The organism is Kribbella sp. NPDC003557 (genome assembly GCF_040610805.1).
Lineage (GTDB): Bacteria > Actinomycetota > Actinomycetes > Propionibacteriales > Kribbellaceae > Kribbella.
Genome location: NZ_JBEXMY010000002.1, coordinates 174,177 through 187,143 on the forward strand (window position 1 = coordinate 174,177; position 12,967 = coordinate 187,143).

The 12,967-nt window shown below is 70.2% G+C and carries 11 protein-coding genes; 9 read left to right on the forward strand and 2 right to left on the reverse strand.

Annotated elements, in window-relative coordinates; all coding sequences use genetic code 11:
• Nucleotides 1–47: 47 nt before the first annotated feature.
• Nucleotides 48–1,928: a Na+/H+ antiporter NhaA gene (gene nhaA, locus ABZW60_RS06765; RefSeq protein WP_355474769.1), complete on the reverse strand. Its 1,881-nt coding sequence runs from the start codon at nt 1,926–1,928 to the stop codon at nt 48–50.
• Nucleotides 1,929–2,065: 137 nt separating this feature from the next.
• On the opposite strand from nhaA, the gene ABZW60_RS06770 reads away from it, so the two are divergent.
• The 3 genes from ABZW60_RS06770 (at nt 2,066) to ABZW60_RS06780 (ending at nt 4,734) form a co-directional block, all read left to right on the forward strand.
• Nucleotides 2,066–2,764: a GAF and ANTAR domain-containing protein gene (locus tag ABZW60_RS06770; protein WP_355474770.1), complete on the forward strand. Its 699-nt coding sequence runs from the start codon at nt 2,066–2,068 to the stop codon at nt 2,762–2,764.
• Nucleotides 2,765–2,902: 138 nt separating this feature from the next.
• Complete coding sequence (locus ABZW60_RS06775) at nt 2,903–4,048, forward strand: ROK family transcriptional regulator (RefSeq protein ID WP_355474771.1); 1,146 nt, start codon at nt 2,903–2,905, stop codon at nt 4,046–4,048.
• A 35-nt stretch (nt 4,049–4,083) separates the two neighbouring features.
• Nucleotides 4,084–4,734: a GNAT family N-acetyltransferase gene (locus tag ABZW60_RS06780; protein WP_355474772.1), complete on the forward strand. Its 651-nt coding sequence runs from the start codon at nt 4,084–4,086 to the stop codon at nt 4,732–4,734.
• Here the strand turns inward: ABZW60_RS06780 and ABZW60_RS06785 are convergent.
• The gene (locus tag ABZW60_RS06785; RefSeq protein ID WP_355474773.1) at nt 4,672–5,214 is read right to left on the reverse strand and encodes a CGNR zinc finger domain-containing protein; all 543 of its coding nucleotides are present in this window, start codon (nt 5,212–5,214) and stop codon (nt 4,672–4,674) included. The two genes, ABZW60_RS06780 and ABZW60_RS06785, sit on opposite strands and share 63 nt — an antisense overlap.
• 111 nt (nt 5,215–5,325) lie before the next feature.
• On the opposite strand from ABZW60_RS06785, the gene alr reads away from it, so the two are divergent.
• The 6 genes from alr to fdhF all read left to right on the forward strand — a co-directional run.
• Nucleotides 5,326–6,462 (forward strand): alanine racemase, encoded by a 1,137-nt coding sequence (gene alr / locus ABZW60_RS06790; protein WP_355474774.1) that lies wholly within the window; start codon nt 5,326–5,328, stop codon nt 6,460–6,462.
• Nucleotides 6,459–7,424 (forward strand): D-alanine--D-alanine ligase family protein, encoded by a 966-nt coding sequence (locus tag ABZW60_RS06795; RefSeq protein WP_355474775.1) that lies wholly within the window; start codon nt 6,459–6,461, stop codon nt 7,422–7,424. The genes alr and ABZW60_RS06795 overlap by 4 nt, the downstream gene beginning before the upstream one ends.
• The gene (locus ABZW60_RS06800) at nt 7,421–8,056 is read left to right on the forward strand and encodes a M15 family metallopeptidase (protein ID WP_355474776.1); all 636 of its coding nucleotides are present in this window, start codon (nt 7,421–7,423) and stop codon (nt 8,054–8,056) included. Before ABZW60_RS06795 ends, ABZW60_RS06800 begins: the two co-directional genes overlap by 4 nt.
• A 71-nt stretch (nt 8,057–8,127) precedes the next feature.
• Nucleotides 8,128–8,622 carry an NAD(P)H-dependent oxidoreductase subunit E gene (locus tag ABZW60_RS06805; protein WP_355474777.1) on the forward strand — a complete coding sequence of 165 codons (495 nt, stop codon included), beginning with the start codon at nt 8,128–8,130 and terminating at the stop codon, nt 8,620–8,622.
• On the forward strand, nt 8,619–10,154 hold the full coding sequence (locus ABZW60_RS06810) for an NADH-ubiquinone oxidoreductase-F iron-sulfur binding region domain-containing protein (protein WP_355474778.1): 1,536 nt from the start codon (nt 8,619–8,621) through the stop codon (nt 10,152–10,154). The genes ABZW60_RS06805 and ABZW60_RS06810 overlap by 4 nt, the downstream gene beginning before the upstream one ends.
• Nucleotides 10,151–12,967, forward strand: a 2,817-nt coding sequence (fdhF, locus tag ABZW60_RS06815) for a formate dehydrogenase subunit alpha (RefSeq protein WP_355474779.1), incomplete at its 3' end; no start/stop codon positions are given. The genes ABZW60_RS06810 and fdhF, both read left to right, overlap by 4 nt.

Here is a 12,967-nt window from a genome sequence, read left to right on the forward strand (position 1 = left end):
CCCGAGGACGCGGCAACAGTGGCAGAAATGCCCTAGTGCATCAAGATTCAGCCGCGCCGGATCTTGGCCCGTGCCCGCGCCACCTTGATCGCCTGCTTCAACGTCTCCACGTCGTACGCCCCATAGTGCCGCTGCCCGTTCACGAAGAACGTCGGCGTCCCGGACACCCCGCTCGTGTCCGCCGACTCGACGTCCTGCGCGACCCGCGCCGCGGCCACGTGCCGCTTCACGTCGTCGTGCAACCGATCGGTGTCCAGACCGAGCTGTTCCGCGTACCCGATCAGGTCCTTCGGCTGGAGGTTCTCCTGGTTCGCGAGCAGCAGGTCGTGCATCTCCCAGAACGCACCCTGCGCGGCCGCCGCCTCCGCCACCTCGGCCGCGATCTGCGCCCGCGGGTGCACGTCGGACAGCGGCAGGTGCCGCCACACGTACCGCAGGTCGTCGTCCTGCAGCAGGTTCCGGACGACGGGCTCGGCCATCCCGCAGTACGGGCACTCGAAGTCGCCGTACTCGACCAGCGTGACGGAGGCCTTCTCCGGGCCGCGGATGTGGTCCCGCTCCGGATCGACGGGGTCGGTGAGGTCCACCAGCTGCTCCGCGTCGCCCAGCAGGGCCAGCGCCTTCTTCGGCGGTGACAGCAGCTTGGCCGCGCGGAACACCGACCAGGTCAGCGCCGACGCGACGATCACCGCGCAGAGCAGGCCGACCTTCGCCTCCGCCAACTGCGGGCCGTCGAACGCGATCGTCGCGATCAGCAGCGACACCGTGAAGCCGATGCCGGCGATCGTTCCGCTGCCGGCCACCGCGGCCCAGCCGACCCCCGGCCGGATCCGCCCGCCGCTGAGGCGCTCGAGCAGCCAGGACACCGTCGTCACCGCGAGCGGCTTGCCGACGACGTACCCGAGCAGGATGCCGAGCGTGATCGGCGACGTGAACGCCCGCCCGAGGAACGCCGCGTCGATCGTCACGCCGGCGTTCGCGAGGCCGAACAGCGGGACGATCAGGTAGCTGGTCCACGGGTGGTAGAGGTACTGCAGGCGCTCGTTCGGCGAGATGGTCGTGGTCAGGCCTACTGTCGCGGACCTGGCGAGCTCCGGGGTGGGCTGCTCGCGGAACAGCCGGAACAGGCCGGTCGCCTCCTCCAGCTCCTCCCGGCCGGGCGAGTACGCCGGCGCCGTCAGGCCGATCGCCAGCCCGGCGACCACCGGGTCCACGCCGCTGCGCAGCAGGGCGGCCCACATCAGGACACCGAGGATCACGTAGATCCACGCCTTGCGGACGCGGAGCAGCGACAGCATCAGCACGACGGCGAACGCGATGATCGCGCCGGTCAGCGGCATCAGCTTGATGTCCTCGCTGTAGACGACCGCGATCACCACGAGCGCGAGCAGGTCGTCGACGACGAACACCGTCAGCAGGAACACCCGCACCCGGTCCGGCACCCCGCGGCCGACCAGCGCGAGCAGGCCGAGCGCGAGCGCGGTGTCGGTCGACATCGCCACACCCCAGCCGTGCGACCCCGGGCCGCCGGCGTTGAACGCCAGGTAGATCAGCACCGGCACGACCATGCCGGAGACCCCGGCGAGCATCGGCAGCACGAACCGGCTGCGGTCCCGCAGGTCGCCGAGGTCGAACTCGCGCCGCGCCTCCAGCCCTACCACGAGGAAGAACAGCGTCATCAGCCCGCTGTTGATCCACTCCTGCAGGTCCAGCCGCAGCACGTCGTGCCCGAGCCCGATCGACAGATCGGTCCGCCACACCTCGTCGTACGTTTCCGGCGAGACGTTCGCCCACACCAGCGCCAGCACGATCGCTGCCGCGAGCACTCCGGAACTCCCCGCTTCGGTCCGCAGGAACGCCCGCATCGGCGCCGCGAACCCCCGTCGCCAGTCGGTCCGCCCACTCAACAGACCAGACAAGTCCGCCATGCCGGACACTGTATCCGCGCCCGCCCCGGGCACCTGCCGGACGGGGATTTTCCGGGTTTCGCGGATGGCTAACGCTTCGGGCGGATTGGGCTGCATTATTACCTTGCCCTGCCGCACGACATGCCCTGGAGACCCCAGTGACCGAGCCCGAGACCGTCAACTCCGCGGACACCTTCGCCCGGCTCGCGATCGAGTTGCACGACGCTCCCGGCGTCGAGGAGACGATCGAGGCCGTGGTCCAGTTCGCCCTGCAGGCATTGAGCTGTACGTACGCCGGTGTAGTGCTGCACACCCGTGGTTCGCAGGCGGAGATCGCCGCGGTCACGGACCCGGTCGTGACCGACGTGTACGACCTGCAGATCGACGCGGACTGCGGCCCGCTGGTCACCGCGCTGCGCGATCGCCACACGGTCGCGATCCAGGACACGACCGCCGACGAGCGCTGGCCCGGGCCGGTGACCGGCATCGCGGCGCTCGGGATCCGCAGCGTTCTCGACGTCCCGCTGGCGACCGGCGAGGAACCGCGCCGGACCGTCGGCGTGCTCAGCCTCTTCAGTGCCGAGCCGGAGGCGTTCACCGCCGACGACGAGGCGATCGCGCACATCCTCGCCCGGCACGCGACGGTGGCGGTGGCGTCCGCGCGGCACGAGGAGACGATGGCGCAGGCGGTCGACGCGCGGAAGCTGGTGGGCCAGGCGATGGGCATCCTGATGGAGCGCTTCGACGTCGACGGCGACCGGGCGTTCGCGATCCTCAAGCGGTACTCCCAGGACACCAACACCAAACTGCGCGACGTCGCGCAGCAGCTGATCGATACGCGCAAACTCCCGCAGTGACGGCAATCTGACACCGTTGTCCGGGCGCCGCCCGCGGCAATCCGTTGCATACTGCGAGATGAGCCCGACGCCGGGACTTGTGCGGCCAGTACCGCGGACCGGGTCACGTCCCGGCGTCCCAACACCTAAGCTGACGCAATGGGTGAGTGGCAGCCGTTGGCAGGGCCATCGAGGCAGGTCGCTTTGGAGATCCTGCTGGACGGTCCGTTGTCCCGGGCCGAGTTGTCGCGGCGCGTCGGCCTGTCGCCCGGCAGCCTGACCCGGCTGACGAAACCGATGGTCGAGTCGGGGCTGCTGGTCGAGGTCGAGGGCGGTCCCACCGACGCCCGGGTCGGCCGCCCGTCGCAGCCGCTCGACCTGGACGCGAACGCGCATCACTTCGTCGGGATCAAGCTCACCGGCGACTCCGCGATCGGCGTCCTGACCACGCTCCGCGCCGACGTGCTGGCGAGTGTCGAGCGCCCGATCCCCGACCCGACCCCGTCCGCGGTCGCCGACCTCGTGCTCGAGCTCACCGACGAGCTGGCCGTCCAGGTGCCGGGCGGTACGGCGATCACCGGGCTCGGCGTCTCGCTCGGCGGCCGGGTCGCGAACCGCTCCGAGGTCCGCTGGGCCCCGTACCTGAACTGGGTCGACGTACCGTTCGGCGAGATCCTCGCCGCGCACACGAGCGTCCCGATCGTGATCGCGAACGACTTCACGTCACTGACCGAGGCCACGCACTGGTTCGGCGCCGGGCGGAACTCGCACCGCTTCGTCCTGCTCACGATCGGCGCCGGCGTCGGCTACGGCCTCGTCGTCCACAACCGGATCGTCGACAGTCCGGACATCACGCTCGGTCTGGTCGGCCACCACCCGCTCATCCACGACGGCCCGCTCTGCGACCGCGGCCACCGCGGCTGCGCAGTCAGCCTGCTGACGGTCGGCGCCGTCACCTCGCAGGTCACTGCCGCACTTGGCAGGCCGGTCGGATACGAGGAGGCGCTCGATCTCGCCGCCAAAGGCGATCCGGCGGCGCGCGAGGTGATCGGCCGCGCCGGTCGCGCCTTCGGCAAGCTGATCGCGGCGGCCGCGAACTTCACCACCCCCGAGCTCGTGGTCCTCGGCGGCGAAGGGGTCCGGCTGGCCGAGGTCGCGCACGACGAGCTGCTGGCCGGCCTGCACGCCGACCGGCACCCGTCGGCCGCCGAACTGCCGATGGTCCTGCAACCCGCCGACTTCGGCGAATGGGCCCGCGGCGCCGCGGTGGTCGCGATCCAGACCTTCGTCCTCGGTATCGAGTAACTGGCTATTTCGTTCTAGACAGTTACACTATCGCCATGATGAGGCGATGGCTGGAGGGCTGGCGGCTGTGCCGCGGCCTGGAGCCGGTGATCGAGTACGACGATGCGTACGCCGCCGTACTGCGACTCCCCGGGCGCGACCGTGAACTGTTTGCCCGCACCGACGACCCCGCGGCCGTGGACCGGCTCGCGCGCGGCCTGGCCGCGGACACGTGGCTGACCGTCACCACGCAACACGGCGACCAGGTCGCCCGTCGTCTCGCGGACGCCGGCGCGCGGCCGTTCGAGGAGCAGAAGACGCTGATGTCGATCGACCTGCGCGAGCATCCGCGCGCGACCGCAGAGGTCGAGACGGCCGGCCCGCTGGAGTACGTCAAGGTCGTGGTGGACGGCGTGGTCGCGGCGGGCGGCATGGTGGCGGTCGTCGGATCCGATGCCGTCATGCACGACATCCACACCGATCCGGCGTTCCGGCGCCGCGGCCTCGGCAGTGTCGTGATGGGCACGCTGGCCGCGCGAGCCGTCGATCGCGGCGCGCGGACCGGGCTGTTGATGGCCACCACCGACGGCTTCCACCTCTACCGCAAGCTGGGCTGGTCGGCCGAAGCGACGATGGTGACGGCGTCAGGAGCTCCGGACCCGCGCCCGGTGAGCGGCGACCTTGGCGCGGTTCTGGCACGCGGTTGAGCAGAACCGCTGGTTCCCGTTCCGCGTCGCGTCGAGGAACAGGTCGTCGCACCGGGCGGCCTCGCACCGGCGGACCCGTTCGGCCTCGTCGCTGCCGAGCAGCATCGCGACGGCGGTGGCGAACTCGGCCAGCCAGCCGTTCGCGTCGTCGGGGCTGCCGAAGTGCAGGTGCCACGGGGCTCCGACGTCGCGGGTCAACTGCGGGGCGGCCTTGGTTTCCTTGAGCAACGCATTCACGAGGTCGACGGCGCGGTCGACGTCGGGGAGGTTTCCGAGCGCGTCGTACAGCGTTTTCCCGCCGGCCGCGTAGTCGCCGGGATCGACGGCGGGCGGGCGGTTCGTGGTCAGCCGCAGGACGGCGTCGACCGCCGCGGCGTCCGGTGGAACGGCCGGCCGGCCCTGCCGGTACCCGGACCCGAAGGCGTTGGCCAGCGCGATCGCGGCGTGCAGTGAGGCCTGCAGATGATCGGTGGCTTGCACCGGCCCAGTATCTCTCATTCTTGTGGAGGAGGTGGGTCATACCAGGGTCGTAGGCGGACATCCGTCCGCGCTCCGATGATCGGGATCGTTGCCGGAAACAACAATGACGGTATGCCCCTGGTTCAGTCCCGCCGCCGCCCGGAAACCCGTGGGATCACCGGCCTGTCGGAGGCCGTCGTCGACCTGTCCGCGATCCGCGACAACGTCGGAACGTTCCGAAAACGTGTTCCGCAGCGCCTCCTGGCCGTGGTCAAGGCCGACGCCTTCGGGCACGGTGCCGTACCGGTGGCGCGGGCGGCCGTCGAGGCCGGGGCGACCTGGCTCGGGGTGGCGCGCGCCGAGGAAGCACTGCAACTGCGGGCAGCCGGCCTGACCGTCCCCGTCCTGACCTGGCTGTACGACGCCACGGACCTCGTGCTGCTCGGTGGCCAGGACGTCGAGGTCAGCGTCTCGACCGTCGCCGAACTGCAGCGCGTCGTGTCCATCCCGTCCGTCAACTCGGTGCACCTGAAGCTCGACACCGGATTGCACCGGTCCGGCAGTGCACCGGATCAGTGGATCGAGCTCACCCGAACGGCGGCGCACTACGAGGCGCTCGGCGCCGTCACGGTCCGCGGGATCTGGTCGCATCTCTCGCACGGCGACTCCGCCGACGCCGTGCAGAGCAAGCGGCAACTCCAGCTCCTGCGGACCGGGGTGGGCCTCGCGCGCCGCGCCGGGCTACGACCGGACGTCGTCCACCTGGCCAACTCGGCCGGCGCGATCACGCTCGACGCACCGGACACCGACCTGGTACGGATCGGCGCCGGGCTCTACGGGATCGACGAGCTCGGGATCGGGCTGCGGCCGGCGATGCGGCTGCTCAGCAAGCTGACCCAGGTACGCCGGATCCGTGCCGGCGAAGGCGTTTCGTACGGGCACGACTTCGTCGCGGACCGGGACACCACGATCGGCCTGGTCCCGATCGGGTACGCCGACGGGGTGCCGCGGGCCGCCGTACAGCAGGCGAGTGTGCTGTGCCGCGGCGTCCGGATGCCGGTGATCGGGCGGATCGCGATGGACCAGTTCGTCGTCGACGCCGGGGACCTCGCGGTCGAGCCGGGCGAACCGGTGACGATCTTCGGCGACGGCTCGTCGGGTGAGCCGACCGTCGCCGAGTGGGCCGCCTGGGCCGGCACGATCCCGCACGAGATCTACTGCGGCATCGGTTCCCGGGTCCCCCGCCGGTACGAGGAGGGCACTCGATGAAGATCGCGGTGGTGATGGGCGGGGCGAGCTCCGAGCACGACGTCTCGCTGGCCAGCGGGAAGGGCATCGTGAAGGCGGTCGAGCTGCTCGGCCACACGGCGATCCCGATGGTGCTCGATGCCGAAGGCAACTGGTCCGACGGGCAGCACGAGGCGATCGAGATCCTGCAGGCGTGCGACGTCACGATCCCCGCGCTGCACGGCGAAGGCGGCGAGGACGGGCGCCTGCAGGGATTCCTCGAGCAGCTGCACGTCCCGTACGTCGGCAGCGGCATCGCGGCCGGCGCCGTCGGGCTGGACAAGCATCTGACCAAGGCGGTCCTGAAGGCGCACGGCATCCCGGTCACGCCGGGCGTCACCCTGCGCGGCACCGAGCTGACCGACACCGAGGCGGCGCTGCAGAAGCTGAAGGCGGCCGGCCTGGACTTCCCGCTGTTCGTGAAACCGGCGAACGGCGGGTCGAGTTTCGGCGTGACCCGCGCGACGAACCTGCCGACGTTGCTGGCCGCGATCGCGGAGGCCACCGAGTTCGCTCCGCACGTCCTGGTGGAACGCGAGATGGCCGGCCGCGAGATCGACCTCGCGGTGCTCGAGTTCCCCGACGGGCGGGTCGAGACCGCGCCGGCGCTGGAGATCCACCCGGATCCGGGGCAGCCGTTCTTCACCGCGGCCGCGAAGTACGACAGCAGCGCCACGCGGTTCGTCGTACCGGCGCCGATCGATCCCGAGCTGGCCGTGCGGCTGCGGCGGACCGCGATCGACGTGTTCGAGGTGCTCGGCTGTGCGGGGCTCGCGCGGGTGGACTTCTTCGTGCCGCGCGACGGCGAGCCGGTCGTCAACGAGATCAACACGTTCCCCGGCTTCACCCCGGCATCGCAGTTCCCGCGGATGTGGGCCGCCGGCGGGATGTCGTACGCCGAAGTCGTGGACACCCTGATCCGGACGGCGGTGGCGCGCCCATGACCGTGACGCAGAGCACGGTGCTCCTGAGCGACGACCGGATCACCGGGATCCCGGCGATCGAGACCGGTGAGCCGCTGGTCGACCTGTTCACCCGGGACGTGCTGACAAGCGGGCAGCAGTTCGCGCGGGAGAGTGTCGCGGACCGGCTCGCGCTGGCCGACACGTTCCTCCCGGCCGGGATCCGGCTGCACGTCGTCGAGGGTCTGCGGCCGGTCGGGAGCCAGCAGGCGATCTGGGACGGGTACCACGCGGAGCTCGCCCAGCTGCATCCCGGCCTGTCCCCGCGCGACGTGGACCGGCTCGCCAGCCGGTTCGTGTCACCGGTCGAGGTCGCCCCGCACGTGGCCGGGGCGGCGGTCGACCTGACGCTGGTCGGCGCGCACGGCCCGCTCGACCTCGGCACACCGATCGACGCAACCCCCGAGCAGAGCAGCGGCGCATGCTTCTTCGCAGCCACCAACATCAGCCGCGAGGCCAGAACGAACCGGTCCCTCCTGGCCGACGTCCTGTCCGCGGCCGGCCTGGTCAACTACCCGACCGAGTGGTGGCACTGGTCCTTCGGCGACCGCTACTGGGCCTTCCTCGAGGACCGGCCGAACGCGCTCTACGGGCCTGCTGACAGCCTCACTTGATAGCCGCTGCCTATGAGCTGATAGGCAGCATTGCTTTGACCGGGTCGCGTTGGCGACGGAATGTTGTATACATGACGAGTGAGGTCGTGGCCGCCGCCCCCGTCCCGGTTCCCGGGCGTGCCCAACGAGTGCGGGAGATCGCGGAGGACCTGCGCGGTCTTCGTGGTGCGCTGATACCGATCCTGCACGCGGTGCAGGAGGAGCTCGGGTACGTCGACCAGCCCGACGTCGCGGTGATCGCCGACGTCCTGAACCTCGCGGTCGCCGAGGTGCACGGCGTCGTCACCTTCTACAAGGACTTCCGGCGTACGGCGGCGGGGCGGACCACCGTCGCGATCTGCCAGGCCGAGGCGTGCCGGTCGGTCGGCGCGGTCGAGCTCGCCGAGCACGCGCGACGTACCGTCGGGTGCGGGTTCGGGGAGACGACGTACGACGGGCGGATCACGCTCGAAGAGATCTACTGCTTCGGGAACTGTGCGCTCGGGCCGGCGGTCCAGGTGGCCGGGAAGCTTCACGGCCGAGTGACTCCCACCCGCCTCGACACGCTCCTCGGGGAGGTGCGATGACGCCCGCTCCCGCTCCGGTCACGCGGGTGTTCGTGCCGCGGGACTCTGCTGCCTGCTCCGTCGGAGCTGATGAGGTCGCCGAGCGCATCTCCGCGGCCGCCCCGGCTGGTGTGGGGATCGTGCGTACCGGATCCCGGGGGATGTTGTGGTTGGAGCCGCTCGTCGAGGTGGAGACGGCCGCGGGACGGGTCGGGTACGGGCCGGTCGCTCCGGAGGACGTCGACGGGCTGATCGCGGGCGGGATGCTCGACGGCGCCGGTGACTCGCTCGGGCTGGTGGCGGAACTGCCGTGGATGAAACGGCAGCAGCGGTTGACGTTCCGGCGGGTCGGCGTGGTCGATCCGCTGTCGGCCGCAGACTACGAGGCACACGGCGGACTGACCGGACTGCGAGCAGCGCTCGCGATGCAGCCGGCCGACGTGGTCGAGACCGTGGTCGACTCGGGGCTGCGCGGGCGCGGCGGTGCCGGATTTCCGACCGGCATCAAGTGGCGGACGGTGCTCGGCGCGCAGGCGGATCTGAAGTTCGTCTGTTGCAACGCCGACGAGGGCGATTCGGGCACGTACGCGGACCGGATGCTGATCGAGGGCGACCCGTTCACGCTGATCGAGGGGATGACGATCGCGGCGTACGCCGTCGGCGCCGCGGAGGGATACGTCTACCTGCGCTCGGAGTACCCGGACGCGGTCGCGACCCTCAAGGCCGCGATCGAGCACGCGCGCGACCAGGGCTGGTTGGGGCCGGACGTCCTCGGCTCAGGGTTCGGCTTCGACCTGCACGTCCGGGTCGGCGCGGGTGCGTACATCTGCGGCGAGGAGACCTCGATGCTGGAGAGCCTGGAAGGAAAACGCGGCATGGTCCGCGCGAAACCTCCGATCCCTGCTCTGGAAGGGCTCTTCGGCCACCCGACGGTGGTCAACAACGTGTTGTCGTTGGCAACGATTCCGGTGATTCTGGCGGACGGCGCGGCGGCCTACGCGGCGTACGGCACCGGGCGGTCGCTCGGCACCAGCGTTTTCCAGCTGGGCGGGAACATCGCCCGCGGCGGGATCGTCGAGACCGCGTTCGGGATCACGCTCGGCGAGCTGGTGAACGACTTCGGCGGCGGTACGTCGTCGGGGCTGCCGGTGCGGGCGGTACAGGTCGGCGGCCCGCTCGGCGCGTACCTGCCGGTCGAGCAGTTCGACCTGCCGATGGACTACGAGGCGTTCGCGGCGGCCGGTGCGATGGTCGGGCACGGCGGGATCGTGGTGTTCGACGAGACCGTGGACATGGCGGCGATGGTGCGGTTCGCATTCGAGTTCTGCGCGGCCGAGTCGTGCGGGAAATGCACGCCGTGCCGGGTCGGCGCGGTCCGCGGCGTCGAGACCGTCGACCGGATCATGGCCGGCGAGGACCGCCGGCAGAACCTGGTCCTGCTCGAGGACCTGTGCGAACTGATGACCGACGGCTCCCTGTGCGCCATGGGCGGCCTCACCCCGATGCCAGTACGCAGTGCCGTCCGCCACTTCGGAGAGGACTTCCACGCATGAGCCTGCTCAAGGAACCTGACTTCGGTACGCCGGCGCGCGCCGGCGCCGCGACGACCACGCTGACCGTCGACGGGGTGACGGTGAAGGTTCCACCCGGCACGTCGGTGATGCGGGCGGCGAAGGAGGCGGGGGTCGACGTACCGAAGCTGTGCGCGACCGACAATCTCGAGGCGTTCGGGTCGTGCCGGTTGTGCGTGGTCGAGATCGACGGGGTGAAAGGCACTCCCGCGTCCTGTACGACTCCGGTCCGCGACGGCATGGTCGTGCGGACCCAGAACGAGCGGCTCGGGAAGCTCCGCCGCGGCGTGATGGAGCTCTACATCTCCGATCACCCGCTGGACTGCCTGACCTGCTCGGCGAACGGCGACTGCGAGCTGCAGGACATGGCCGGCGTCACCGGGCTGCGCGAGGTCCGGTACGGCTCCGGCGTCGAGGCCGGCGCCAACCACATGGATCTGCCGACCGATTCCTCCAACCCGTACTTCGACTTCGAGGCGTCCAAGTGCATCGCGTGCTCGCGGTGCGTGCGCGCCTGCGACGAAGTCCAGGGAACGCTGGCGCTGACGATCGAGGGACGCGGCTTCGACTCCAAGGTCGCGGCCGGCGCCGGGGTGCCGTTCTTCGAGTCGGATTGTGTGTCGTGCGGTGCGTGTGTGCAGGCGTGCCCGACCGCGACCCTGCAGGAGAAGTCGGTGGTCGAGCTCGGGATGCCGACGCGGACCGTGCTGACGACCTGCGCGTACTGCGGTGTCGGCTGCTCGTTCAAGGCCGAGCTGCGGGGTGACGAGCTCGTCCGGATGGTGCCGTACAAGAACGGCGGCGCGAACGAGGGGCACTCGTGCGTGAAGGGCCGGTTCGCGTTCGGGTACGCCTCGCACCCGGATCGGGTCCTCGAGCCGATGGTTCGGAACACGCTTTCGGAACCGTGGCGGAAAGTTTCCTGGGAGGAGGCGATCGGGTTCACCGCGCGCCGGCTGCGGGAGATCCAGGCGGCCCACGGCCAGGGCTCGATCGGGGCGATCACCTCCTCACGGACGACCAACGAAGAGGTGTACGCGGTCCAGAAAATGGTCCGCGCCGTGTTCGGGAACAACAACGTCGACACCTGTGCGCGGGTCTGCCACTCACCGACCGGGTACGGGCTCAAGCAGACCTTCGGGGAATCCGCCGGAACGCAGGATTTCCGTTCCGTCGACGAATCCGACGTGATCCTGCTGATCGGGTCGAACCCGACCGACGCGCACCCGGTGTTCGGATCCCGGATGAAGCAGCGGCTCCGGCAGGGCGCGCAGCTGATCGTCGTCGACCCGCGGCGGATCGACCTGGTCCGGTCGCCGCACGTCGAGGCGGCGTACCACCTCGAGCTCGCGCCGGGCACGAACGTCGCGATCGTCAACGCGCTCGCGCACGTGGTGGTCACCGAGGGGCTGGTGGACCGGGAGTTCGTCGCGAGCCGGTGCGAGGACTTCGAGGCCTGGGAAACGTTCATCGCCCGGCCGGAACACAGTCCGGAAGCAGTTTCGGAAATTTCCGGCGTACCGGCCGAGAAGATCCGCGAGGCGGCCCGGCTGTACGCGACCGGCGGGAACGCCGCGATCTACTACGGTCTCGGCGTCACCGAGCACAGCCAGGGCTCGACGATGGTGATGGGCATGGCCAACCTGGCGATGGCGACCGGGAACATCGGCCGGCCGGGCGTCGGGGTGAACCCGATGCGCGGGCAGAACAACGTCCAGGGCTCGTGCGACATGGGCTCGTTCCCGCACGAGCTGCCCGGGTACCGGCACGTGTCCGACGACGACGTCCGCGACATCTACGAGAAGTTGTGGGGTACGCCGATCCTGAACGAGCCCGGGCTGCGGATCCCGAACATGTTCGACGCGGCCATCGACGGCTCGTTCAAGGCACTGTTCGTGCAGGGCGAGGACATCGCCCAGTCCGATCCGAACACGCAGCACGTCTTCGCGGCACTGGGTGCGCTGGAGCTGCTCGTCGTCCAGGACCTGTTCGTCAACGAGACCGCGAAGTTCGCCCACGTTCTGCTGCCGGGCACGTCGTTCCTGGAGAAGGACGGGACGTTCACGAACGCGGAGCGGCGGATCAACCGGGTGCGGCCGATCATGGCGCCGCGGACCGGGAAGCAGGAGTGGGAGATCGTCTGTGAGATCGCGCAGGCGATGGGGTACCCGATGCACTACGACTCGGCGGCGCAGATCATGGACGAGATCGCGATGACCACGCCGACGTTCGCCGGCGTCTCGTTCGGCAAGCTCGACGAGCTGGGGTCGATCCAGTGGCCGTGCAACGTCGAGCACCCGTCCGGGACGCCGATCATGCACGAGGACGAGTTCACCCGCGGCAAGGGCCGGTTCATGGAGACCGTGTACGTGCCGACGTCGGAGCGGTCGACGCGGAAGTTCCCGCTGATCCTGACCACCGGGCGGATCCTGTCGCAGTACAACGTCGGCGCACAGACCCGGCGGACGGCGAACGTCGCGTGGCACGCCGAGGACGTACTGGAGATCCATCCGCACGACGCCGAGGTGCGCGGGATCTCCGACGGGGACCTGGTGGCGTTGTCGAGCCGGGTCGGACGGACCGAGCTGCGCGCGCGGATCTCCGACCGGATGCCGGTCGGGGTCTGCTACACCACGTTCCACCATCCGGTGAGCGGCGCGAACGTGGTCACCACGGACAACTCCGACTGGGCCACGAACTGCCCCGAGTACAAGGTCACCGCGGTCCAGGTCGACCTCGCCCCCGAGCCAACCGCAGACGAGGCCGCCCGAGAGCCGGTCACCAGCCAGGCCACC